At 63.0% G+C, this 25,467-nt stretch carries 9 protein-coding genes; 5 read left to right on the top strand and 4 right to left on the bottom strand.

Annotated features, from left to right (window positions below):
* Positions 1-11: 11 nt before the first annotated feature.
* Positions 12-509 (bottom strand): type VI secretion system contractile sheath small subunit, encoded by a 498-nt coding sequence (gene tssB / locus DBR46_RS28220; RefSeq protein WP_124529425.1) that lies wholly within the window; start codon positions 507-509, stop codon positions 12-14.
* A 484-nt stretch (positions 510-993) separates the two neighbouring features.
* Positions 994-2,625, bottom strand: a complete 1,632-nt coding sequence (locus DBR46_RS28215; protein WP_124529423.1) for a PvdJ/PvdD/PvdP-like protein — start codon at positions 2,623-2,625, stop codon at positions 994-996.
* 142 nt (positions 2,626-2,767) lie between these two features.
* Between DBR46_RS28215 and pvdM the strand changes: the two genes are divergently transcribed.
* The 3 genes from pvdM to DBR46_RS28200 are packed head-to-tail and all read left to right on the top strand — an operon-like array spanning position 2,768 to position 6,309.
* A complete protein-coding gene (pvdM, locus tag DBR46_RS28210; RefSeq protein WP_124529420.1) occupies positions 2,768-4,117 on the top strand; it encodes a pyoverdine-tailoring dipeptidase-like protein PvdM in 1,350 nt (449 codons plus the stop codon).
* A gap of 19 nt (positions 4,118-4,136) precedes the next feature.
* Positions 4,137-5,405, top strand: coding sequence for an aminotransferase class V-fold PLP-dependent enzyme (locus DBR46_RS28205; protein ID WP_124529418.1), 1,269 nt, complete (start codon positions 4,137-4,139; stop codon positions 5,403-5,405).
* Positions 5,406-5,436: 31 nt separating this feature from the next.
* Positions 5,437-6,309, top strand: coding sequence for a formylglycine-generating enzyme family protein (locus tag DBR46_RS28200; protein WP_124529416.1), 873 nt, complete (start codon positions 5,437-5,439; stop codon positions 6,307-6,309).
* 142 nt (positions 6,310-6,451) lie between these two features.
* On the opposite strand, the gene DBR46_RS28190 is transcribed toward DBR46_RS28200, so the two are convergent.
* Positions 6,452-7,276: a N(5)-hydroxyornithine transformylase PvdF gene (locus DBR46_RS28190; protein ID WP_124529415.1), complete on the bottom strand. Its 825-nt coding sequence runs from the start codon at positions 7,274-7,276 to the stop codon at positions 6,452-6,454.
* A gap of 199 nt (positions 7,277-7,475) precedes the next feature.
* Here DBR46_RS28190 and DBR46_RS28185 point away from each other — a divergent pair, with 199 nt between their 5' ends.
* Both DBR46_RS28185 and DBR46_RS28180 read left to right on the top strand, forming a co-directional pair.
* Complete coding sequence (locus DBR46_RS28185; protein WP_124529413.1) at positions 7,476-9,128, top strand: cyclic peptide export ABC transporter; 1,653 nt, start codon at positions 7,476-7,478, stop codon at positions 9,126-9,128.
* A 154-nt stretch (positions 9,129-9,282) separates the two neighbouring features.
* Positions 9,283-11,649 (top strand): TonB-dependent siderophore receptor, encoded by a 2,367-nt coding sequence (locus DBR46_RS28180; RefSeq protein ID WP_124529441.1) that lies wholly within the window; start codon positions 9,283-9,285, stop codon positions 11,647-11,649.
* A gap of 264 nt (positions 11,650-11,913) precedes the next feature.
* Here DBR46_RS28180 and DBR46_RS28175 read toward each other — a convergent pair whose 3' ends face one another.
* Complete coding sequence (locus DBR46_RS28175; RefSeq protein WP_124529411.1) at positions 11,914-25,467, bottom strand: non-ribosomal peptide synthetase; 13,554 nt, start codon at positions 25,465-25,467, stop codon at positions 11,914-11,916.

Genomic DNA, 25,467 nt, shown 5'->3' with positions numbered 1-25,467 from the left:
ATAGAAGTGAATTAACGACTTGGCGCCAGTGCGGCCAACTCAGCCCGAAGTTCGTCACTGAGCGCGTCGTCCTTGAGGATGCGTTCCAACTCATGGCGAAAGGTCACGTTATCCAACAGGTTGGATTTGAGATCGCGCAACAGATTGCGCATTGCCAGCAGTGCACGTAACTGCGGGACCTGCCGCGCGACCTGCTCCGGCTCGAAATCCTTGAGGCGCTGGAAACTCAACTCGACGGTGGTGTCGACTGCCTCATCCGGCAAGGTGTTTTCCACCACCAGCTTGAGCCCGGGCGAGAACTCGCCGAGGACACTGTCAACGTTGTTCTTATTGATATTGATCTTGCCCCGCTCCGACAGCGGGCGTTGTTCCTTGCCGTTGCTGTAGTCGCCCATCACCATCAACTTCAAGGGCAACTCAACTTTTTTCTGGGCGCCGCCGGTATGTAAGTCCAGCTTGATATTGACCCGCGCCTTTGGCACTTCATTTTGAAAGCTATCGAGCGTCATAACCCCATCCTTGCCGTATGGCGAACTAATGATTCAGCCCGAGCAGACTTTTTCTGCCCCTGCCGCACCGATCTCTGTCGCCGCAAGAATGGAGTATCCCGGATATTTTTTACCAGCCCCCCGAATCACGTACGGGAACTTTCGCCAAAGCTTTGAGGATGCATCCTACAAATGACCCAGATAAACTTTATTTCATCTTTTCATTTATCCGCAAACAACAAATTGCGAAATATCTGTAAGAAGAAGAGCCATCCCCTAGATAAAAAACTACAACTCGATTATTAAATTTTGACATGAGCAGATCTTTCCTAATATCAACAGGCTTGAATCCTACAAATATAAGAAAGCTCAGCGAGGGGCAGCAGAGGGAGAGAATGACCGGCCACCTTTCAAAAGGTGATACACGACCGCTACCGCAGTGAGCACATTAACGCCCCACTGCGGTTCATTGACATCGTAATAGTTGTAGTTGGGTGCAGCGCAATCAGGCCTCTGGCCGCTTCACCTTCAAATGCCGCGCATACCAGGGCCGTTGCGGCACCCGCTTGAACAACCCTTGCAGCACGTCATCCTCCGCGCCAAACGTAATGCGCAACGCCAGCTTCATGGTCTCCGGGTCCATCTCCATCGACCGTCCCATCTGCAACCCCGGTGTGGTGCTGCACCCATGGGTATCCGGGCCCAGCCACGGGTCGCCGACTTCCACCCAGCGACCCGGCGCAAACCACGCCACGCCGTTGACCTCAAGGCGGCTGACTTCGCCCGGATTGAAGCGTTCATGGGCACGGAACCAGTCTTCGATACGGTCATCGATCCAGCCGTGGAAATGCCAGAACACCGGGTTCACATGGGACGAAAACGGGTCGCCGAGAAAGTCGTTTTCCGCCGCATACCACCGTGCGGCAAAGTCCGCGGGGTCGCGGGCGAACGGCACCGGGCCGCCGTTGGACGGGTCGCGCGGCACCGAGGCCCAGCGCATGTGCAGCCAGTCGTGCAAGCCCAGTTCCATTTCGGAGCCGAGCTGGCCCAGGGTCAATTTGGCCAGGTAGCGCGGGTCGCGGTATTGGGATTCCCACACCTGGAAATTGCTGTGGTAGGTCTCGGCCGCCTTGATGTCGCTGACCCACTGGGTGTAGTCACCGTCCTCCGGCGCCGACCAGGTGGGGGGCAAGGCGAAGCCGTCGTGGTTGTCGAAGTAACGCACAAACCCCAGGCGATCGCGCTCCAGCGCCGGCTGCGGCTCGGGAAACTGCGGCCAGGAAGGCAAGTCTTGCATCGAACGCGCGGTGCCGAGCATATGGCGGTGCATAAAGAAGAAGTCGATGCCCGAGCCGTTGCGGTCCTTGCGTTTGCCCCGTGCATCACGCTCCTGGCCACGCGGGCCGGGTTGCCAGCCGATGCCGCGCAGGGCGTCGCGCTTTTCTTCAGAGAGCTTGTGCCATTGGTCACGGGTCGCGTGCCACAGTTGGTGGAACAAGCGGTGTTCGGCGGAGATCAGCCAGGCCAGCAGCGGCGGATTAAGGCCAATGCGCTCGCGGGCTTCGGGGAACAGTTGCTTGTGCGCGACGAAACGGTTGTCGCGCTCGGTCAGGGCCAGCGGACGATCAAGGTTGAGGATCTGCCCGCTGAGGGTGCCGCTACCGGCGTTGCCGAACACGCCCCAGACTTCGTCGAGGGTCATCTTGAATTCATAGGCGGGCACGCCGCCGGGGGCGTCGCGGTCGATCAGGCGCCAATAGAGCGTGGCGCCCTCCCCTGTGAGCAGGTCGCCGAGGATGCGGTAGCGTGGTTCCCCGGCCGCGCGCAGGTTGACGGCGGTGTCGAGGTAACCGCGCAGGCCACGGCCACGCGGGGCGATGTCCAGCAGCAGCTCCAGTCCTTGCAGCGGCAGGCCCTCAAGGCCGGCATCGCGACCTTCCAGGCGCAGGCTCCAGACCCCGCGCAGGCTGTTCGCCAGGTGCTGGCCGGCGGTGTCGGCCAGGTCCACCGTGGCTTCGCCGGGGGTGATCGGGAATTCTTCTTCACGCGTCAGCTCGCGATGGGCATAGAAGGCCGCCGGCACGGCCGCGCCGGTCAGGGCCAGGCCTGCGATGAACCCACGTCGAGAGATCGTCATTGTCTACCTTAGGAAACGGCTTAATCAGAGCTAGAACGTTTGCTGGCCAGGGAAATTTACCGCGCGCCCTGCGGCGCCTAAATTTTTGTGCGCAGCGCTCGTTCTTCCCTGATAGCAAAGGCCTCAACTGACTGAGATGGCAATGACAAAACCACGTTCGAAAAAGGCGCTGTACATCGGCTTGCCGCTGGCACTGGCCATCGGCGCCGGGGCCGGTTTCCTGGCCTGGGATCACTGGTTCAGGGGCAACGCCGGCTACCCGCTGGAGGTGATCAAGCAGGCCAATGAGATGCAGGATCGCCTGTTGTCGTTCGACAGCCATATCACCGTGCCCCTGGATTTCGGCGGCGTCGGCAGCGAGGCCGACAAGGATGGCAGCGGCCAGTTCGACCTGGCCAAAGCGGCGCGCGGGCGTTTGTCGGGCGCGGCGCTGACGATCTTCGGCTGGCCGGAAATCTGGAACGGCGACAACGCGCCACACAAGCCCACCGAGGGTTTTGTCGAAGAGGCCCGCCACGAGCAGGAGGTGCGTTACAAGATCATCTCCGGCATGGTCCGCGACTTTCCCAACCAGGTGGGCATCGCCTACACCCCGGACGACTTCCGCCGCCTGCATGGCGAAGGCAAGTTCGCGATCTTTATCAGCATGCTCAACGCCTACCCGCTGGGCAATGACCTGAACCAGCTGGATTTCTGGGCGGCGCGCGGCATGCGCATGTTCGGCTTCAGCTATATTGGCAACAACGCCTGGTCCGACTCGTCGCGGCCGCTGCCGTTTTTCAATGACTCCACCGATGCCCTTGAAGGCCTGTCGCCGATTGGCCAGCAAGCCGTGCACCGCCTCAATGACCTGGGGGTGATCATCGATGTGTCGCAGATGTCGACCAAGGCGCTGGAACAAGTGGCGCAACTGAGCCGCACGCCGATGGTCGCGTCCCACTCGGCGCCACGGGCGTCGGTGGATATTCCACGCAACCTCAGCGACAAGGAACTGCAACTGATCAAGCACAGCGGCGGCGTGGTGCAAGTCGTCGGCTTCCCGGCGTACCTGCGCCCGTTGAGCCAGCCGACCCAGGACAAGCTCAACACTTTGCGCGCGCGTTTTGATCTGCCACCGCTGCCCAACCTGGCGATGGCCTTGATGCCCGGCGACGCAATCATCGCCGCCTGGCCCGAGCAGAAGTTCGGCCAGTACGCCCAAGGGCTGTACGGCATCCTCGAGGAGGAACCCAAGGCCAGCCTCAAGGATTGGGGCGACGCCATCGACTACACCGTGCGCAAGATCGGCATCGATCACGTCGGCATCTCGTCGGACTTCAACGACGGCGGCGGCATCGACGGCTGGGAAAACGTCGGCGAGGTGCGCAACGTCACCGCCGAACTGATCCAGCGCGGCTACTCCGAAGCCGATATTGCCAAGCTGTGGGGAGGCAACTTCCTGCGGGTGTGGGACCAGGTACAAAAAGCCGCCAAGCCCTTGGCCAATCGCTAATCAGCCATGAAGTGAGTCCATGACCGACCGCCGTACGTTTCTCAAGCAGGCCGGCGTCTTTGCCGCCAGCCTGCCGCTGCTGCCCCAGGCGCTGGCTGCCACGCCCGTACCCTCGACACAGGCGCCATGGACGGACCTCAAGCAACTGTTCAACCAGGACCCGAACTACCTGCACTTCTCCAACTTCCTCGTCGCGTCGCACCCAAAACCGGTGCGCGACGCCATCGAGCGTTACCGCCAGCAGATCGACCGCAACCCCGGGCTGGCGATGGATTGGGGCCTGGAGGAAACCTGGAAACGCGAAGGCCAGGTGCGCGAATGGGCCGGCCGCTATTTAAAGGCCGCACCCACGCAGATCGCCCTCACCGGCAGTACGTCCGAGGGCCTGGCGATGATCTATGGCGGCATCCAGCTGCGCGCCGACCAGGAAATCCTCACCACCGTGCACGAGCACTATGCGACCCAGAACGTGCTGGATTTTCGCGTACGCAGGCAAGGCACCCAAGTGCGCCGGTTCCAGCTGTTCGAGAGTGCCAACCGCATCTCGGCCGATGAAGTGCTCGGCAATATCCAACGCAACATCCGCCCCAACACCCGCGTGCTGGGCATGACCTGGGTGCAGTCCGGCAGCGGCGTGAAGCTGCCCATCGGTGAGATCGGCCAACTGATCAATGAACACAACCGCCACCGCGACGACAACGACCGCATCCTCTACGTAGTCGATGGCGTGCACGGCTTTGGCGTGGAAAACCTCGATTTCCCGGACATGCACTGCGACTTTTTTATCGCCGGCACCCACAAATGGATGTTCGGCCCGCGCGGCACCGGGCTGGTCTGCGCCCGCGACAGCCAGAACAAATACGTCACGCCGATGGTGCCGACCTTCTCCGAAGACACCAACTTCGCCACCACCATGACCCCCGGCGGCTTCCATGCGTTCGAACACCGCTGGGCGGCGGATGAGGCCTTCAAGCTGCACCTGCAATTGGGCAAGGCGCAGGTGCAGGCGCGTATCCATGCCCTTAACACTGAATTGAAAGAGCACCTGCTGGCCCACCCGCAGATCGAACTGGTCACGCCGCGTAGCCCTGAGTTGTCGGCCGGTTTTACCTTCTTCCGGGTCAAGGGCCGGGACAGCAACGACATCGCCGATTACCTGATGAAACAGCGCGTGGTCATCGATGCAGTGAACCGCGATGCCGGCCCGGTGATCCGCACCGCACCTGGCTTGCTCAATTCCTCCGACGAGATCCAGCGCTTCATGGCGCTGTTGAGCCCGCGCCTGTGACGCCCATTTTTCCTGTTGACGAGAGGCCCCTATGATTCCATCCCGATTCAAACCCCTGGCCGCCCTGACGCTGGCGACCCTGTGCGGCGCCCTGTTGCCGGGCCTGGCCCAGGCCGCCACGCCGCAGCCGGGCAAGGTGTTCAAGGACTGCAAGGACTGCCCGGAGATGGTCGTGCTGCCCGCCGGCGCTTTCACCATGGGTACGCCCGAGGAAGAAGTGGGCCGCGAGCCCGACGAGGGCCCGATGCATGACGTGACCTTCGCCAAGCCCTTCGCCATGAGCCGCTTCCATATCACCGCCGGCGAGTGGGACAGCTACGTGCGCCAGACCGGCGTGAAGATCGCCAACGGCGACACCCGCCCCGGCCGCGAATGCATCGCCAGCAAACCCCGCTACCCGCAAGGGCCGCGCCAGCCGGCGGTGTGCATGGACATGGACGACATCAAGCAGTACGTCAGCTGGCTGTCGAAAAAGACCGGCCAGCAGTACCACATGGTCAGCGAAGCCCAGCGCGAATACGCCGCGCGGGCCGGGACCAAGGGGCCCTTCCCGTTCCCGTTTGACGCAGGCAAGGGTTACAGCATCGCCGAGCATGCCAACACCTACGGCCCGGCGGACGGCTACAGCTATTCCTCGCCAGTGGGCAGCTACGCGCCGAATGGGTTTGGCATGTACGACATGCACGGCAACGTCTATGAACGGGTTGCCGACTGCTACCATGAGAACTATGTGGGCGCGCCGACCGATGGCAGCGCCTGGTCGGAGCAGACGTGCGAGGCCTACATTATTCGCGGTAATGACTGGGGCGAGGCGCCGGTGTTTTCACGTTCGGGCAACCGCAACAATATCTACCCGCAGACGCGGGGGGATTGGATTGGCTTTCGGGTAGTGCGCGACCTTTGAGCCACTGAAGATTCAAATGTGGGAGCGGGCTTGTGTGGGAGCGGGCTTGCTCGCGAAAGCGGTACATCAGTCACTATTTCCGGTGACTGATACACCGCTTTCGCGAGCAAGCCCGCTCCCACACTTTAGAACGGTACCCGCTTTAGATTTTTGCCAACAGCTCCAAACCTTCATGCAACGCCGGAAACAGGCTGTTATTGAAGTTGTTCCAGCGCAATTCAAGAATCGTATCCTCAGGCGAAATCTCCGTCTTCAACACGTCGTGAAACACCTCCCCCGAATCAATGCCGTTATCCACGTAATGAAACGATGCACCCGTGAGGTACAGCGGCTCCGACGGCGTGGTGGCCTTGGTCGCCCAATCCGTCACTGTCAGCCCGCGCGCGCCGTACAGCGCATTCCACGTGGCATACGCGCCGCGACGCTCGTAAGGCGATTCGATGCGAGTAATGCCCGGGTGGATATTCATGATGCGCCGCGCAAATGGCGCACCCGGCCGCACCAGCTCATCGAGGATCACCAGCAGACCATCCAGCACCACGATGTCAGCCTTCAATTCCACCAGCGTGTCATGCAGGCGGCGTTCGAAGTCCTGTTTGCCGGCGATGTGTTCCGCGCTGCCCCGTGGCAAGCGGCGATAGGTGGATGGCACGCTCAGCAGCAGGTCGTTGACCAGATTGCCCTGCACCCGCAAGTCCGCCGGGTACAGCCACTGGCGGCCAGGTTGGTAGGCAAACCCGTAGTCCTTGACCAGTTGCTGGTCCCGTGGGTTCTGCTCGTCATCGTCGTACACCACGCCGACCAGGTTGTAGGCCTCGCCCAGCGGCGTGTCGTTCAGCGAGCCCGCGAGGAACTCCAGCACCGACTTCATATACCGCTCGTGGTCCTTGTAGGCCACCGGCTGCCCAGCCTTGTCGGCGGCGGCGTTTCTCAGGGACCACACGTACACCAGATTCTTTTTCGTCATTGTTTCGCTCTCGCTGGATGGACTGCGCGCTGCGTCGGTACGCGTGCGCCTACACCACAAGAACGAACCAGCCCGCCGCCAATTTATCCACGCCGGCCACCGCCTGGCACGCCGCGCTAAATACTCGCCCCGATGCTTCGTTTGTCATGGGTAAGGGTCTGTGTGCCCAGCCCCTCTATTCACTCTCCGGGAAGTATTTATGACCGACCCCAAGCGCGGCGCCTTCAATGGTCTGCTCGCATTGCTCAGACCCTTTCGAACCCTGGTGACGGTGTCCGTCGCCCTGGGCATGGCGGGTGGCCTGGCCATCACCTTCTTGCTGGCCACCATCAACAACGCCCTGCACTCCTCCACCGGCATGACCCAAGGCGTGGTGCTGACCTTTGCCGCCCTGTGTGTGCTGGCCCTGACCAGTTCGATCGTGTCCGACATCGGCACCAACTATGTCGGCCAGCGCATCATCGCGGCGTTGCGCAAGGAGTTGGGTGAAAAGGTGCTGTCGGCGCCGATTGAACAGATCGAACGCTATCGCTCCCATCGCCTGATTCCGGTGCTGACCCACGACGTCGATACCATCAGCGATTTCTCGTTCGCCTTCACCCCGTTGGCCATCGCCACCACCGTGACCCTCGGTTGCCTGGGTTACCTGGCGTACCTGTCGGTGCCGATGTTCCTGCTGATGATCGTTGCCATCGCCATCGGCTGCAGCGTGCAGTTCATCGCCGGAGCCAAGGGCATCCGTGGCTTTGACGAAGCCCGTGACCTCGAAGACGAACTGCAGCGCTACTACTCGGCCATCGCCTCGGGGGCCAAGGAACTGCGTATCCATCGGCCACGGCGCTACCGCATGAACACCCACCGCATCCAGGAAACCGCCGACCGGATCAGCGACATCCAGGTGCGTTCGGTGAACATCTATATCGTCGCCAAGACCTTTGGCTCGATGCTGTTCTTCGTGGTTATCGGCCTGGCTCTCGCCCTGCAGGCCTACAGCCCGAACCCGGACCCGGCGGTGATCACCGGTTTCGTGCTGGTGCTGCTGTACATGAAAGGCCCGCTGGAACACGTGGTGGGTTATCTGCCGATCATCGGCAAGGCGCGGATCGCCTTTGCGCGCATCACCGAACTGGCCGACCGTTTCTCATCGCCGGAACCGCACTTGCTGATGGACGCCAGCGAAGCCCCACACCCGCAGGTGCACAGCCTGGAACTGCGCGACGTGCGCTACAGCCCGCCGCCGGTGGAAGGCAGCGAGCCGTTCCACCTGGGGCCGATCAACCTGAGCATCAAGCAGGGCGATATCGTGTTTATCGTCGGCGAAAACGGTTGCGGCAAGACCACCCTGATCAAGCTGCTGCTGGGCCTGTACCAACCCCAGGCCGGGGAAATCCGCCTCAATGGCGAAACCGTGACCGACCCGGTGCGCGACGACTATCGCCAGTTGTTCACCACGGTGTTTGCCGACTACTACCTGTTCGATGACCTGGTGCAGGGCAGCGCCACGCAGTCGCTGGACAGTGCGACCAAATACCTGGAGCGCCTGGAAATTGCGCACAAGGTCAGCGTCAAGGACGGCGTGTTCAGCACCACCGACCTGTCCACCGGCCAACGCAAGCGCCTGGCCCTGGTCAACGCCTGGCTCGAGGAACGCCCGGTGCTGGTGTTCGACGAATGGGCTGCCGACCAGGACCCGGCCTTCCGCAAGATTTTCTACACCGAGCTGCTGCCGGACCTCAAGCGCCTGGGCAAGACCATCATCGTGATCAGCCACGACGACCGCTATTTCGACATCGCCGACCAGTTGGTACGCCTGCGCGCAGGCAAGGTCGTGCACGAAATGGAGCCGGCGTGAAAAAAGTTTTCCGGTTTCTACAAGTAGGAACGTCTCACTAGTGGTAATGAGAATCTAACTCAATAAACATCTATAATCTGCCCACTAAAACATAGAAGAGAAAGCATTCATGTCAGTACGACTCGGTCTGAGCCCCCTGAGCAAAGCGCTATCCATGCGCCGGGCCCTGCACTTCAACCTGTTGCCCAGCGCGCTGGCCCTGGCCGTGTCGTTGCCGATTGCTGGCTATGTGCAGGCACAGGAACTTGAGATCGACGTGCCGGCCCAGTCCCTGGGTAGCGCACTGCAAGAGTTCGGTCGCCAGACCAACCTGCAAGTGCTGTACAGCCCGACGGATGTGGAAGGTAAACGCAGCAACGCCGTCAAGGGCAAGCTCGACCCGGACCGCGCCATCACCACCCTGCTCAAAGGCACCGGCGTCGGTTACGGCCTGCAAGGCAACACCATCAGCATCAGCGCCCATGCCGCTTCCGGCATGGAACTGGGCGCGACCCAGGTGACCGCCAACCAACTCGGCACCGTAACCGAAGGCACCGGCTCCTACACGCCGGGCACCATCGCCACCGCCACGCGCCTGGTGTTGACCCCACGGGAGACGCCACAATCGATCTCCGTGGTCACCCGCCAGGCCATGGACGACTTCGCCCTCAACTCCATCGACGATGTGATGCGCCATACCCCTGGCATTACCGTGTCGACCTATGACAGCGAGCGCACCAACTACTACTCGCGCGGCTTCTCCATCAACACCTTCCAGTACGATGGCATCCCGACCCTGCGTGACGCCCAGTACTCCGCCGGCCAGACCCTCACCGACATGGCTCTCTACGACCGCGTCGAAGTGCTCAAGGGCGCCACCGGCCTGCTCACCGGCGCCGGCGGCGTAGGCGGCACGCTCAACCTGATCCGCAAGAAACCGACGGCCGAGTTCCAGGGCAATATCGAGCTGGGCGCCGGTTCCTGGGACAACTACCGCTCGCAGATCGACGTCAGCGGCCCGTTGACCGAATCCGGCAACATCCGCGCGCGCGCGGTCGCGGCCTACAACGACAAGCACTCGTTCCTCGACCACTACACGCGCAAGACCAGCGTGTTCTACGGGATTCTTGAAGCCGACCTCGACGAAGACACCCTGCTGACCGTCGGCGCCGACTACCAGGACAGCGACCCCAAAGGCTCTAGCTGGACTGGCAGCCGCATGATCTTCGACGCCGAAGGCAAAGAGCTGGACTTGCCGCGCTCGTTCAACAACGGCCCGAAATGGGGTTCGTGGGCGCAGTACACCCGCACCGCCTTCGCCACCCTGGAGCACAACTTCAGCAACGGCTGGGTTGCCAAAGGCCAGTACAACCACCAGATCAACGGCTACCACGCGCCGCTCGCCGCCCTGTCCCAGGATCGAGGCAGCCAAAGCTCGCTGTACGCACGCAAACACGTCGGCGAAACCACCAGCGACAGCCTGGACGGCTACGCCACCGGGCCGTTTGAACTGTTTGGCCGCGAGCACGAACTGGTGGTGGGCCAGTCGATCTCGATCAGCAAATGGAAAGGCAAGAGCTACGACGCCACCTTTGCGCCGGGCACCAACTCTGCGGACTTCTACAACTGGAACGGCGACATCCCGGAACCGGCATGGTCCCTCACCCGCGTCCTCGACCAGACCAGCCGCCAGACCGGCAGCTACGTGACCAGCCGTTTCAGCCTGACCGACGAAATGCACCTGCTGCTCGGCGCACGCCTGGCCAACTACCAGGTCACCGGCACCAGCCGTTCGACGGAAAGCGGCAAAGTCGTGCCGTATGCCGGCCTGACCTACGACCTGAACGACAACTTCACCGCTTACACCAGCTACACCGAGATCTTCCAGCCACAGACCGACTACCGCGACCGCAACGACCAGATGCTCGAACCGGATGAAGGCAAAAACTACGAAGTCGGCATCAAGGGCGAGTTCTTCAACGGCGCCCTGAACACCAGCCTCGCCTACTTCGAAGTGCACGAGACCAACCGGCCGGAAGTCGATACCTCGGAAGGTGCCAGCCTGATCAACGACTCGCCGTACTACGGCATCAAGTCCAAGACCAAGGGCTACGAAGCGGAAATCTCCGGCGAAATCGCCACCGGCTGGCAATTGCAGGCGGGCTACACCCACAAGGTGGCGCGCGACGACAGCGGCAACAAGATATCCACCTGGGAACCGGAAGATCAGGTCAACCTCTACACCACCTACAAACTCACCGGTCCGCTGGACAAACTCACGATCGGCGGTGGCGCGCGCTGGCAAAGCGAAGGTTGGAAGTCGATCCGCAACTCCGGCCTGCGACGCTCCGAAATCCTCACCCAAGACCCGTACTGGCTGGTGGACCTGATGGCCCGCTACCAGATCACCAAGAACCTGTCGGCCAGCGTCAACGTCAACAACGTGTTCGACAAGAACTACTACACCAACATCGGTTTCTATGACTCCGCCTACCCGGGCGACCCGCGTAATTTCATGGTTACCACCCGCTACAACTTCTAAACCCGGCGTCCAAACAAAAGCCCCGTATCGCGAGATACGGGGCTTTTTTTGTGCCTGCAATAAAACGGTGAGTCAGGTAACAAGGATGTCGTCTGTGCAGGCGCTTTCGCAGCGATGCGGCGACCCGACAAGCCAGCTCCCACATTTTGAACGGTGTACACCTGACACAGCCTGTAAACCCATTCCCTGTGGGAGCTGTCGAGCTTTAGCGAGGCTGCGAAGGCGGCGGTACAGGCGATAGAAATATCGCCTGTACCGCCGTTTTTATGCCAGCGCCGCCACCAGGCTCTTGAGGAACTCGGCATTATCGACAATCCGGTGGTGAGTGGTATCAATCACCACCGAACGCTCGATCCCCGCCTGCCCAATCACCTCACGCAAGCCACTTTCAATCAACGCCTGGTGCATCCCCGCTTCACTGCGCGCCGCCCACCAGCAACTGACCGGTGCCTTGATGGCCCGGAAGTCGGTGGCTTGCAAACGCTCATCGAGGATCTGCTTGATCGCCCATGACCGCTCGGTTTCACCGCCGCTTTGCAGCTCGGTCTTGAGCGCCTGGAAGCTGGCGCCCAATGCCTCATCCGCCCAGTCGCACAGGTGCTGCCACTGCTGCTCTTCATCGCAATGTGCCTGCTGAGCCTGCTGCCACTGCGCCTGGATCTGCTCGGCATACGCCGGGAACATCACTTCCAGCATCTGCGCCCGGCGCTCAACCGCACTCGGCTCCGGTTGCGACTGTGCAGCGCCCTGCTCCCAGAACGCGGTAAACCGCGCCGGCGGTGGCGCATCGATCCAGCCGACAAACTCCACCGTACGACCGGCTTGCTCCAGCAGGTAAGCCACTTCCATCGCCAGGTTGCCACCCAGTGACCACCCCGCTAGGCGGAAAGCCCCCTGCGGCTGCGCGTCCAGCAGTTGCTGCGCATAGTCCTCGACCATCTGCGCCCAGCCCGGCACCGTGCCGTCCTCTTCCACCAAGGCCCGGCAAATGATGCCGAGCACCGGCCGTTGCTCACGCAACGCCAAGGCAATCGGCTTGTAGCAATGCACCGAGCCGAAACTTGGGTGGAACAGGTACAGCGGTGTGCCTTGCGTCTGGCTATTAAGCGGCACGATCAATGAACTGGGCGCATCACCTTCGATGCAACGGGCTTGCCCGGCCACCGTGGGGTTGAGCATCAACTGGTTGACCGCCAGCGCGGCGCCGCAGAGACGGTTGATCCGTTCCTTGAGCAGCAACACCAGCAACGAATGGCCACCCAACTCAAAGAAGTTGTCGTGCACACCGACGCGCTCAACCTCCAGCACCTCGGCCCAAATCCGCGCAATCTGCTGCTGCAACGCGGTTTGCGGCGCCGCGAATTCACGGCCTTGGCCAGCGGCATCCGGCTTGGGCAGCGCCTTGCGGTCCAGCTTGCCGTTGGGACTCAACGGCATCTGCTCCAGCACCACCCATTGCGCGGGCACCATGTAATCCGGCAAGTGTTTGGCCAGGTGCGCGCTGACGTGCGTGCGCCACTCAGCGTCAGCCGCGTGCAGCACCACATAGCCCACCAGCTGTTTGTGATCGACCACCAGCACCGTGGCTTCGCGCACCGACGGGTGTTCCAGCAGACGCGCTTCGATTTCACCCAGTTCAATACGCAGGCCGCGCAACTTGACCTGATGATCGAGGCGCCCAAGGTATTCGATCACCCCGTCGGCACGCTGGCGCACACGGTCGCCGGTGCGGTACAAACGCGCGCCGCTGTGGAATGGACACGGCACAAAACGCTCGGCCGTCAACGCCGGACGCCGATGATAATTGCGCGCCAGGCCTTCACCGCCCAGGTACAACTCGCCGGCCACACCGACCGGCACGGGCAGCAGCTGCCCATCCAGCACATGGGTGCGCAGGTTGGCGATGGGTTCGCCGATGGGCACGGTGTCGCTGCCTTCATCGACACACGTCCAATGGGTCACGTCGATCGCCGCTTCAGTCGGGCCATACAGGTTGTACAGGCCGGCAGCAGGCAGTTTCGCGAAGACCTGCTGCTGGGCATCCACCGGCAACGCTTCGCCACTGCACACAATGCGTTGCAGGCTGTGGCAGGTGGACACGGCCGGGTCTTGCAGGAAGGCCTGCAACATCGACGGCACAAAGTGCAACGTAGTGACGTGCTCCGCGTTGATCAGGCTGACCAACTTGGCCGGATCGCGATGATCACCCGGCGCGGCCACCACCAGACGGGCGCCGGTCATCAGCGGCCAGAAGAACTCCCACACCGACACGTCAAAGCTGAACGGGGTCTTTTGCAGCACCGTGTCCCCCGCGTCCAAGCCATAGGCCTGCTGCATCCAGCACAGGCGGTTGGTCAGTGCCGAATGACGGTTGCCCGCGCCTTTGGGTTGGCCGGTGGAGCCGGAGGTGTAGATCACATAGGCGAGGTTTTCCGGATCAATCACGACGCCCGGATTGTGCTCGCCATAACCGTCAAACCACGACTCCCCCAGCACCAGGCTGTGCAGCCCCGCCGGCATCGGCAGTTGCTCCAGCAGATGCGCCTGGGTCAGCAGCAGCTTCACGCCGCTGTCTTCCAGCATGTAGGCCAGGCGTTCACGGGGATAGTCCGGGTCCAGCGGCACATAGGCACCGCCCGCCTTGAGGATCGCCAGCAAGCCGACGACCATTTCGATGGATCGCTCCACCGCCACGCCCACCAACACATCCGGCCCCACGCCCGCTTCGATCAAGCGATGGGCCAGGCGGTTGGCGCGGCGGTTCAGTTCGGCGTAGCTCAGACGGGTGTCACCAAAGGCCAGCGCTGGAGCATCCGGGGTGCGGGCAGCCTGTTCTTCCATCAGCTGGTGTACACCGCGTTGCAGCGGATACGTCTGTGCAGTGGCGTTCCAGTCGTGGACCAACACCTGCTGCTCGGTCGCGTCCAGCAACGGCAACTGGCCGATGTGCTGCTGTGCATCGCCGGCCATGCCTTCCAGCAGGTTCAGCCAGTGGCGCGCCATACGCGCCGGGGTGGCCGCGTCGAACAGGTCAGTGGCGTAGATCAGCGAGGCAAACAACGCGTCACTGGATTCCTGGGTGCTGAGGCTCAGGTCGAACTGCGCGGTGCGGGTCTCCCACTCCAAGCCGCTGACGTGCAGGCCCGACAGTTGTTGCAGTTGGTCAGCGCTGTCGGTCTGGTGGTTGAACATCACCTGGAACAACGGGTTGAAGCTCAAGTTGCGCTCGGGGTGCAACGCCTCGACCAACTGTTCGAACGGCAAATCCTGGTGCGCCTGGGCTTCCAGCGCCCGTTGCTTGACCTGTTGCAGCAGTTGGCTGACGGTCAGTTGCCCGTCGATGTCAGCCTTGAGCACCTGGGTGTTGACGAAGAAGCCGATCAGGCGCTCGGTTTCCTCACGGTTACGGTTGGCAACCGGCACGCCGACGCGGATATCTTGCTGGCCGCTGTAGCGGTGCAGCAAGGTCTGGAACGACGCCAGCAGCAGCATGAACAGCGTGACTTCCTCACGCTGCGCCACTTGCCGCAGCTTCGCCAGCAAGGCCGGCGGCACGCTGATGTCGAGGCTCGCGCCACGATGGCTTTGCAGGGTCGGGCGCGCATGGTCCAACGGCAATTCCAGCACCGGCTGCTCACCACCCAGGCGTTCGCGCCAGTAGTCGAGCTGGCGGTGCTTTTCGCCGGCCTCCATCCAGCCACGCTGCCAGCTCGCGTAATCGGCGTATTGCAGCGCCATGTCCGGCAATTGCGGGGCCTGGCCCTGGCTGTAGGCCGCATACAGTTGCACCAGCTCATCGACCATCACCTGCATCGACGCGCCATCGGAGACGATATGGTGCTGCACCAGCACCAACACATGCTCATCCGCGGCCAGACGCAGCAGGCTCACGCGCATCAGCGGGCCGTGTTGCAGGTCGAACGGTGCGGCGATCTGTGCTTCCACCAGCGCCTGCAAGCCCGCCTCATCGGCATCAAGTCGCAGGATCTGGACGTCGGCGTGCGCGGCAATCACCTGCACCGCGCGCTCGCCGTCCTGTTGCACGTGGGTGCGCAGGCTTTCATGACGGGCCACCAGGGTGTCGAAACTGCGCTGTAATGCGGCCGTGTCGAGGTGCCCCTTCAGGCGCAGGGTGCCGGGGATATGGTAAGCGGCGCTGTGCGGGTCCAGTTGCCAGAGGAACCACTGGCGCTCCTGGGCATAGGACAGCGGCAACGGCTGCCCGCGCCCCACCGCCAGCATCGGCGGTGCCAACGGCTGCGCGTTCACGACATCGGCCAGCACGCTGGCGACAAACCCGTGCAGGCGCGGCTGTTCAAACAGGCTGCGCAGCGGCACCTCGCGACCGAGCAGGTTGCGCAGGCGCGAGATCACTTGCATGGCCAGCAACGAGTGGCCGCCCATTTCAAAGAAGTGGTCGCTCAGGCCGACGCGTTCGGCGCCGAGGATGTCGGCCCAGATCGCGGCGACTTGTTGCTCCAGCTCTGTAACCGGTGCGACCCACGCCTGTTGCGCTTGGCTGGCGTCCGGCTTCGGCAGCGCCTGGCGGTCCAGCTTGCCGTTCGGGTTGAGCGGCATGCGGTCGAGGAAGATCAGGTGCGCGGGCACCATGTAGTCCGGCAGTTGCTCGCGCAGCACGCTTTTCAGGGCTTCAGCATCTGTTGAGGCGGCGACAAGATAGGCGACCAGTTGATTGTCAGCCGCCAACACCAGGGTTTCGCGCACGCCGCCCTGGGCCAGCAACAGCGCCTCGATTTCCCCCAGTTCGATACGGAAACCACGGATTTTCACCTGATGGTCCACACGGCCGACGTATTCGATCACGCCATCGGCGCGGTAGCGGGCCAAGTCGCCAGTGCGATACAGACGGTCACCGCCGAAGGGATCGGGGACGAAGCGTTCAGCCGTCAGCAACGGGCGATTCAGGTAAGCACGAGCGAGGCCGCACTCGCTGCCGATGTACAGCTCGCCGACGGCGCCCAACGGTGCCAGATTCAAATCACGGTCTAACACGTACAGCGCACGCCCCGGCAACGAACGGCCAATCGGGCTGGCGGTGGCGCCGATGGTTTCGGCGCCGCTGGTGCAATCCAATACGCTCGACACCACGGTGGCTTCGGTCGGGCCGTAGGTGTTGAGCAGACGTACATGACCAAGGCCAGCCTTGAGCCACTGCGCCGGGCCATCCAACGGCATCGCTTCCCCGCCGATATGAATCTGACGCAACGCCCCGTAAGAGCGCTGCCCCGCTGCCAGGCAATCGAGCAGGAACAGGTTCCAGTAAGCCGTCGGCAAGTCCGCCAGGGTGATCCCTCGGCGGATGATTTCCGCGTACAAACGGCCGCTGTCCCAGAGCTCTGCACCACGCAAAACCACCGTGGCGCCATGGGTCAGCGCCGGATAAAGCTGCTCGACGAAACCATCGAAGTTCAACGTGGCGAATTGCAGGACACGATCATCCTCGGTCAACCGCAAATAACCCGCCGCGATGCTGGAAAACTCCGTCAACGCCGCGTGGTTGATCGCCACGCCTTTCGGTTTGCCGGTGGAGCCCGAGGTGTAGATCACATAGGCCAGGTTCTGCGGTGCAACTGCTACCTGTGGATTGCCTTCAGCAAACAGCGCCACCCGATCAATCGCCACGCTACGCAGCCCAGCGGGCAACGGCATCGGCACATGGGACTGGGTCAGCACCAGGCTGACGCCGCTGTCTTCGAGCATGTGCAACAGGCGTTCGCGCGGGTATTGCGGGTCCAGCGGCACGTAGGCACCGCCGGCCTTGAGGATCGCCAACAGGCTGACCACCATGGCAAACGAACGCTCCACCGCGACACCGACCAACACTTCGGGGCCGACGCCTTGGGCGATCAGATAATGCGCCAACTGGTTAGCCTGGCGATTCAGCTCGGCGTAAGTCAGCGTCTGTTCATCGAGGCATAGCGCAATGGCGTCGGGACGCTGTTGCGCCTGCAGCTCAAACAGCCCGTGCACACCCAACGGGCTGTGGAACGCCGCAGCGCCGTTGTTCCACTGCACTTGCTCGACACCGGCCAGCAGTGGCAACTCGGCGACCCGTTGGTGCGCATCTGCGGCCACCGCGTGCAGCAGGTGCTGCCAATGCTGCGCCATGCGCGCGATGGTCGCGTCGGTGAACAGGTCGGTGGCGTAAGTCAGCGTCGCAAACAGGCCTTCCGCTGAGGCCTGAGTGTCCAGGCTCAAGTCGAAATGTGCCGGATGGTTGCTGGACTCCAGCCCCTCCAGGCGCAGGCCCGGCAATTGTTCGCCACGCTGCACACGCAATTCGGACTGGTGGTTGAACATCACCTGGAACAGCGGGTTGTGGCTCAGGCTGCGCTCCGGCTGCAGCGCTTCCACCAGTTGTTCGAACGGCAGGTCCTGGTGCGCCTGGGCTTCCAGCGCGCGGCGCTTGGCCTGTTGCAGCACCTGGGCAAAGCTCATCTGCCCATCGATGTCGGCCTTGAGCACCTGGGTGTTGACGAAGAAACCGATCAGGCGTTCGGTCTCCACGCGGTTGCGGTTGGCAATCGGCACGCCGACGCGGATGTCCGACTGGCCGCTGTAGCGGTGCAGCAAGGTCTGGAACGAGGCCAGCAACAGCATGAACAGCGTCACGCCTTCGCGCTGCGCCAAGGCCTTGAGGCCGGCGACCACATTCGCCTCCAGCGCCACGTCCAGGCGCGCACCGCGATAGCTCTGCACGGCCGGGCGTGGATGGTCCAGGGGCAACTCCAACACCGGTTGTTCGGCGCCCAGCAGCTCGCGCCAATAGTTCAGCTGGCGTTGCTTCTCGCCGGCGTCCATCCAGGCGCGTTGCCACAGGGCGTAGTCGGCGTATTGCAGGGGCATGGCCGGCAACTGCAGGTCACGGCCCTGGCTGTAGGCGGCATACAACTGCACCAGCTCATCGACCATCACCTGCATCGACCAGCCGTCCGAGACGATATGGTGCTGCACCAGCACCAGCACATGTTCCTGCGCGCTCACTTGCAACAGCTTGACCCGCAGCAACGGGCCCTGGCGCAGATCGAACGGCCGGGCGATTTCCGCTTCTACCAGCGCTTGCACCTGTTCGGCGCTCGGCTTGTCGAGGGCCACGCTGTCGATGTGCAGCGTGGCCACCGGCAGCACCCGTTGCAGGGTGCGCTCGCCGGCGCTGACAAACACAGTGCGCAGGGTTTCGTGGCGCGCCAGCAGGCTGTCGAAGCTGCGTTGCAACGCTGCGCGGTCCAGCTCACCGCTCAGGCGCAAGGCGTTGGGCACGTGATAGGCGGCGCTTTGCGGCTCCAGTTGCCAGAGGAACCACTGGCGTTCCTGGGCGTAGGACAGGCTCAACGGTTGATCGCGCCCCATCGCCAGCATCGGCGGTGCCAACGGCGTTTCATCGGTTTGCAGGGCCTGCAAGGCGAGTACAAAACCTTCCAGTTGCGGCTGTTCAAACAGCGTGCGCAAGGCAATTTCCCGCGCCAGCAATTGACGCACCCGCGAGATCACTTGCATGGCCAGCAGGGAATGCCCGCCCAGCTCAAAGAAGTGATCGGTCAGGCCAATGCGTTCGGCGCCGAGCACGTCGGCCCAGATCGCGGCGACTTGCTGCTGCAACGCAGTGACCGGCTCGACCCACACGCCTTGGGACTGTGCCGCGTCGGGTTGCGGCAGGCCCTTGCGGTCGAGTTTGCCGTTGGGGGTCAGCGGCATTTTGGCGAGGAACATGAAGTGCGCGGGCACCATGTAGTCCGGCAGGTGGGTCTTCAGGGCGCGGCGCAGGGTTTCGCGGAACTCGGTTTCGTTGGCGAGCGGTGCGTCGGCGGGCACGACGTAGGCCACCAGTTGCTTGCCGGTGGGGCTGTCCTGCGCGACGACGACGGTTTCACCGACGCTGTCTTGTTCGCGCAGGCGCGCTTCGATTTCCCCCAGTTCGATGCGGAAACCACGGATTTTCACTTGGTGATCGACACGACCGAGGTAATCCACCACGCCGTCGGGGCGGCCACGGGTCAGGTCGCCGCTGCGGTACACACGGCTGCCGGGCTTGCCGAACGGGTCCGGCACGAAGCGTTCGGCGGTGAGTGCTGGGCGCTCCAGGTAACCCCGCGCCACGCCCTCGCCGCCCAGGTACAACTCGCCGGCGACGCCGATGGGTTGCAGGTTGAGTTGGGCATCCAATACGTAGCCGCTGCGGTTGCCCAGCAGTGTGCCAATCGGTGCGTAAACGGCGCCGCATGGATCGCCACGACGGGCCTTCCACAGCAACGGCGTGACCACGGTTTCCGTCGGGCCGTAGCCGTTGAACAGGTACGTCGGCTTGAGCGCACGCCAGGCCAGATCGTAACTGGCCTGCGCCACTGCATCCCCGCCGAAGCAATAAACCCGCACGGCCGGTGGATTGCCGTCGCGTTCGGCATGTTCGGCCAGCTGTTGCAGGTACACCGGCGGAAATACAGCCATGGTCACGTTGTGCCGATGCATCTGTGCGTAGGTGTATTCCGGCAACCACAGGCTGTCGTCGCGGATCAGCACGCTGGCGCCGTTGATCAGCGGGTGCATCCAGCCTTCGTGCGAACCGTCGAAGGCGAAGGACATGAAGTGCAGTTCGCAATCGGCCGGGCGGGTTTCGTAGCGTTCACCCGTGGCAATGATGTGCGCCACCAATGGACCATGGGAAACCGCCACACCTTTGGGCATGCCGGTGGAACCCGAGGTGTAGATCACGTAGGCCAGGTTATCGCCGTCCAACGCCACTTCCGGCGCTGTCTCGGCGTAGTCCTCGGTGTGGTCAATCGACAGCACCTCAAGTCCCTGAGGAATCGGCAGTTGCTGCAACGCGCTGCTGTGGGTCAACAGCAATTTCGCGCGGCTGTCTTCCATCATGTACAGCAGGCGATCACGCGGGTATTCGATATCCAGCGGCACATACACACCACCGGACTTCATCACGCCGAGGAACGCCACGAGGCTCTCGGCACAACGCGGCATGGCGATGGCCACGCGTACTTCGGGGCCGACGCCACGGGCGATCAGCGCGTGGGCCAGACGGTTGGCCTGACGGTCCAGTTCGCCGTAGCTGAGGGTTTGCGCGTCGAACTTGACCGCCACGGCCTGGGGGTTTTCACGGGCGCGGTCAGCGAACAGTTCATGCACCAAACGGGCACTTGAGAAGCCGGACTCGCTGCGGTCCCACAGTTGCAGGATATGTTGCTGCTCGTCGCTATCAAGCAGGTTTAACTGCGCCACGTTCTGTTGCTGGTCGGCAACCATCGCCTGCAACAGGTTCTGCCAATGCCGCGCCATGCGCGCGATGGTCTGTGCGTCGAACAAATCGGTGCTGTAGCCCAACGACGCCCACAAGCCGTCGCGGCTGTCGTGGGTGTCCAGGTCAAGGTCGAAGTGCGCGGTGCGCCGCTCCCAGGCCAGGTTTTCAATGCTCAGCTGCGCCAACGCCAACGGCTCGCGCGGCCCGTCGGTCTGGTAGTTGAACATCACCTGGAATAGCGGGTTGAGGCTCAAGCTGCGTTCCGGTTGCAGGGCTTCCACCAGTTGTTCGAACGGCAGGTCCTGGTGGGCCTGGGCGTCCAGCGCCCGTTGCTTGACCTGTTGCAGCAGCTGGGCAACGGTGGTTTGCCCGTCAATATCGGCCTTGAGCACCTGGGTGTTGACGAAAAAGCCAATCAGGCGCTCGGTCTCGACCCGGTTGCGGTTGGCGATGGGCACGCCGACGCGAATGTCCTGCTGGCCGCTGTAGCGGTGCAGCAAGGTCTGGAACGACGCCAGCAGCAGCATGAACATCGTCACGCCTTCGCGCTGGGCCAGGGCTTTGAGACTGGCCGCCAGCGCCGCCGGCAACGGCACGTCGAGGCGTGCGCCGCGATGGCTTTGCTGGGCCGGGCGCTGGTTATCGAACGGCAATTCCAGCACCGGTTGCTCGCCGCCCAGCAAGTCGCGCCAGTAGCTTAACTGGCGTTGCTTTTCGCCAGCCTCCATCCACTCGCGTTGCCACAGCGCGTAGTCGGCGTATTGGATCGGCATCGCCGGCAACTGCGCCACCTCGCCCTGGCTGTAGGCGCTGTAGAGCTGCACCAGCTCGTCCACCATCACGGCCATTGAGCCGCCATCGGAGATGATGTGGTGCTGCACCAGCACCAGCACATGCTCATCGGCCGCCAGGCGCAGCAAGGTCACACGCAGCAGCGGGCCCTGTTGCAGGTTGAACGGGCGCGCGATTTCGGCGGCGACCCGCGCCTGCAAGTCAGCCTCGTCGATATCGGCCAGCTCGATGGGCAGCGTGACCTGCGCACCAATCACCTGCACCGCGCCCTCACCGTCCTGTTGCACATAGGTGCGCAGGCTTTCGTGGCGCGCAATCAGGGTGTTGAAGCTGCGCTGCAAGGCCTCGCTGTCCAACTGACCGCTGAGGCGCAAGGCGCTGGGGATATGGTAGGCGGCGCTGTCAGGGTCCAGTTGCCAGAGGAACCACTGGCGCTCCTGGGCGTAAGACAGCAGCAGCGGTTGCAGGCGATTGCGCGCCACCAGCGGTGGCGCTTGTTCGACGCTTTCCAGCGCCTGCACTGCCGCAACAAAACCGGCCAACCGGGGTTGTTCGAACACCAGCTTCAACGGTACTTCCTGCGCCAGGGCGTGGCGCAGGCGTGAGACCACTTGCATGGCCAGCAACGAGTGGCCGCCCATTTCAAAGAAGTGGTCGCTCAGGCCGACGCGTTCAGCGCCGAGGATGTCGGCCCAGATTGCGGCGACTTGTTGCTCCAGTTCGGTGACTGGCGCGATCCACGCCTGTTGTGCGTGGCTGGCGTCCGGTTTCGGCAGCGCCTGGCGGTCCAGCTTGCCATTCGGGTTGAGCGGCATGCGGTCGAGGAAGATCAGGTGCGCGGGCACCATGTAGTCCGGCAGTTGCTCGCGCAGCACGGTTTTCAAGGCTTCGGCGTCTTGCTCGACAGCGACCAGATAGGCGACCAGTTGATTGTCAGCCGCCAACACCAAGGTTTCGCGCACGCCGTCCTGGGCCAGCAGCAGCGCCTCGATTTCCCCCAGTTCGATACGGAAACCACGGATTTTCACCTGATGGTCCACACGGCCGACGTATTCGATCACCCCGTCGGCGCGGTAGCGTGCGAGGTCACCGGTGCGATACAGGCGGTCGCCGCCGAAGGGGTCGGGCACGAAGCGTTCAGCCGTCAGCAACGGACGATTCAGGTACGCACGGGCCAGACCGCACTCGCTGCCGATATACAACTCGCCCACAGCGCCCAACGGCGCCAGGTTCAAATCGCGATCCAGCACGTACAACGCACGCCCCGGCAACGAACGGCCAATCGGGCTGGCGGTGGCGCCGATGGTTTCTGCGCCGCTGGTGCAATCCAGCACGCTCGACACCACGGTGGCTTCGGTCGGGCCGTAGGTGTTGAGCAAACGCACGTGGCCAAGGCCAGCCTTGAGCCACTGCGCCGGGCCGTCCAGCGGCATTGCTTCGCCGCCGATGTGGATCTGGCGCAACGCCCCGTAAGAACGCGGCCCCGCTGCCAGGCAATCAAGCAGGAACAGGTTCCAATAGGCGGTCGGTAAGTCGGCCAGGGTGATGCCTTGGCGGATAATCTCGGCGTACAACCGACCGCTGTCCCACAGCTCTGCACCACGCAAAACCACGGTGGCGCCATGGGTCAGCGCCGGGTACAGCTGTTCGACAAAACCATCGAAATTCAGCGTGGCAAATTGCAGGACACGATCATCCTCGCTCAACCGCGAATAACCCGCCGCAATGCTGGAGAACTCGGTCAGCGCCGCGTGGTTGATCGCCACGCCTTTCGGTTTGCCGGTAGAACCCGAGGTGTAGATCACATAGGCCAGGTTCTGCGGGGCAATCGACACCTGCGGATTGCCCTCGGCACAACGCTGCAAGGCGTCTGCGGCGTTGTCGATATCCAGCCGCGCCACGTCGGCGGGCAACGGCAATTGCTGGGTGGACTGGCACAACACCAGGCGCACATGGCTGTCTTCGAGCATATGCAGCAGGCGTTCGCGCGGGTATTGCGGGTCCAGCGGCACATAGGCGCCACCGGCCTTGAGGATCGCCAACAGGCTGACCACCATGGCAAACGAACGCTCCACCGCGACGCCAACCATGACTTCCGGGCCAACGCCCTGGCCGATCAGGTAATGGGCCAACTGGTTGGCCTGGCGATTCAGCTCGGCATAGGTCAGTGTCTGTTCATCGAGGCACAGGGCAATCGCATCGGGACGCCGTTGTGCTTGCACCTCAAACAGGCCGTGCACACCCAGCGGGCTTTCGAAGGCCGCGCCGCCGCTGTTCCAGGCGTTCAGCACGTTGCGCTGTTCAGCGTCGGCCAGCAACGTCATTTGCGCGAGGCGACCGCCGGCGCTGGCGACCATCGAATGCAGCACGGTTTGCCAATGCGCTGCCATGCGCGCCACGGTGGTCGCTTCGAACAGATCGGTGGCAAAAGTCCAGGAGGCCCACAGGCCGCTGTCGGTTTCTTCGGTGTCCAGGCTCAAGTCGAACTGCGCGCTCTCGCTGGCCCACTCCAGTGAGGTCACGGCCAGCCCCGGCAATTGCTGCGCGCCGGCGTTTTTACGGGTTTGCGCCTGATGGTTGAACATCACCTGGAACAGCGGGTTATGGCTCAGGCTGCGTTCCGGTTGCAGCGCTTCCACCAGTTGCTCGAACGGCAGGTCCTGGTGACTCTGGGCCTGCAACGTGCGCTCCTTGACCTGGGCCAGCAACTGGCGAAAGGTCATCTGGCCGTCAAGGTCGGCCTTGAGCACTTGGGTGTTGACGAAAAAGCCGATCAGGCGCTCGGTCTCGGCGCGATTGCGGTTGGCGGTCGGCACGCCGACACGGATGTCCGACTGCCCGCTGTAGCGGTACAGCAGGGTCTGGAACGACGCCAGCAACAGCATGAACAGGGTCACGCCTTCGCGCTGCGCAAGGGCCTTGAGGCCAGCGACCAGCGCCGGTTCCAGCGCCACGTCTTGACGCGCGCCGCGATAGCTCTGCACGGCTGGACGCGGATGGTCCAGAGGCAGTTCCAGCACCGGCTGGCTACCACCGAGTTGTTCGCGCCAGTAACCGAGTTGGCGCTCCTTCTCCCCCGCTTCCATCCAGCGCCGCTGCCACAGGGCGTAGTCGGCGTATTGGATCGGCAGTGTGGCGAGCTGGCAGTCCTGGCCCTGGCTGTAGGCGGCGTAGAGCTGCATCAATTCCTGCACCATCACACCCATCGACCAGCCATCGGAGACGATATGGTGCTGCACCAGCACCAACACCTGCTCGTCTTCGCCCAGGTTGAGCAGGTTCACCCGCAGCAAGGGCCCCTGCTGCAAATCGAAGGGCTCGGCGATGAGTGCCTGCACCCGCGCTTGCAGCTCGGCTTCGCTGACCGCGCTTTCAACGATCTCGACGACGGCGTGGGCCAGCACCACCTGGGAGCGGTTGTCGCCGTCCAGATGCAGGCGCGTGCGCAGGCTTTCGTGGCGCTCCAGCAGGCTGTCGAAGCTGCGCTGCAAGGCGCTTTTATCCAGGCGCCCGCTCAGGCGCAGCACGCCGGGGATATGGTAGGCGGCGCTGTGCGGGTCCAGTTGCCAGAGGAACCACTGGCGTTCCTGGGCGTAGGACAGCGGCAGCGCTTCACCGGCCTCGCGGGCCGTGGCAATCGGCAGTTGCCCGAAGCTCATGCCACGGGTTTGCAAACGTTGGTAGAACTGCTGGCGTTGTTCCAGAGGCAGGCGAAGAAAGCGCGACACCAGGTCGATATTAGGGTTGGAAAGCAT

It is taken from the genome of Pseudomonas sp. KBW05 (genome assembly GCF_003852405.1).
GTDB lineage: Bacteria > Pseudomonadota > Gammaproteobacteria > Pseudomonadales > Pseudomonadaceae > Aquipseudomonas.
The sequence above is the reverse complement of the archived record's forward strand: the minus strand, read 5'-3'. Positions and strand labels throughout refer to the sequence as shown.

What these genes read in the sequence shown, in the direction of transcription:
- tssB (WP_124529425.1), bottom strand. Translation starts at nt 509, where the DNA reads ATGACGCTCGATAGCTTTCAAAATGAAGTGCCAAAGGCGCGGGTCAAT.
- DBR46_RS28215 (WP_124529423.1), bottom strand. Translation starts at nt 2,625, where the DNA reads ATGACGATCTCTCGACGTGGGTTCATCGCAGGCCTGGCCCTGACCGGC.
- pvdM (WP_124529420.1), top strand. Translation starts at nt 2,768, where the DNA reads ATGACAAAACCACGTTCGAAAAAGGCGCTGTACATCGGCTTGCCGCTG.
- DBR46_RS28205 (WP_124529418.1), top strand. Translation starts at nt 4,137, where the DNA reads ATGACCGACCGCCGTACGTTTCTCAAGCAGGCCGGCGTCTTTGCCGCC.
- DBR46_RS28200 (WP_124529416.1), top strand. Translation starts at nt 5,437, where the DNA reads ATGATTCCATCCCGATTCAAACCCCTGGCCGCCCTGACGCTGGCGACC.
- DBR46_RS28190 (WP_124529415.1), bottom strand. Translation starts at nt 7,276, where the DNA reads ATGACGAAAAAGAATCTGGTGTACGTGTGGTCCCTGAGAAACGCCGCC.
- DBR46_RS28185 (WP_124529413.1), top strand. Translation starts at nt 7,476, where the DNA reads ATGACCGACCCCAAGCGCGGCGCCTTCAATGGTCTGCTCGCATTGCTC.
- DBR46_RS28180 (WP_124529441.1), top strand. Translation starts at nt 9,283, where the DNA reads ATGCGCCGGGCCCTGCACTTCAACCTGTTGCCCAGCGCGCTGGCCCTG.
- DBR46_RS28175 (WP_124529411.1), bottom strand. Translation starts at nt 25,467, where the DNA reads ATGCTTTCCAACCCTAATATCGACCTGGTGTCGCGCTTTCTTCGCCTG.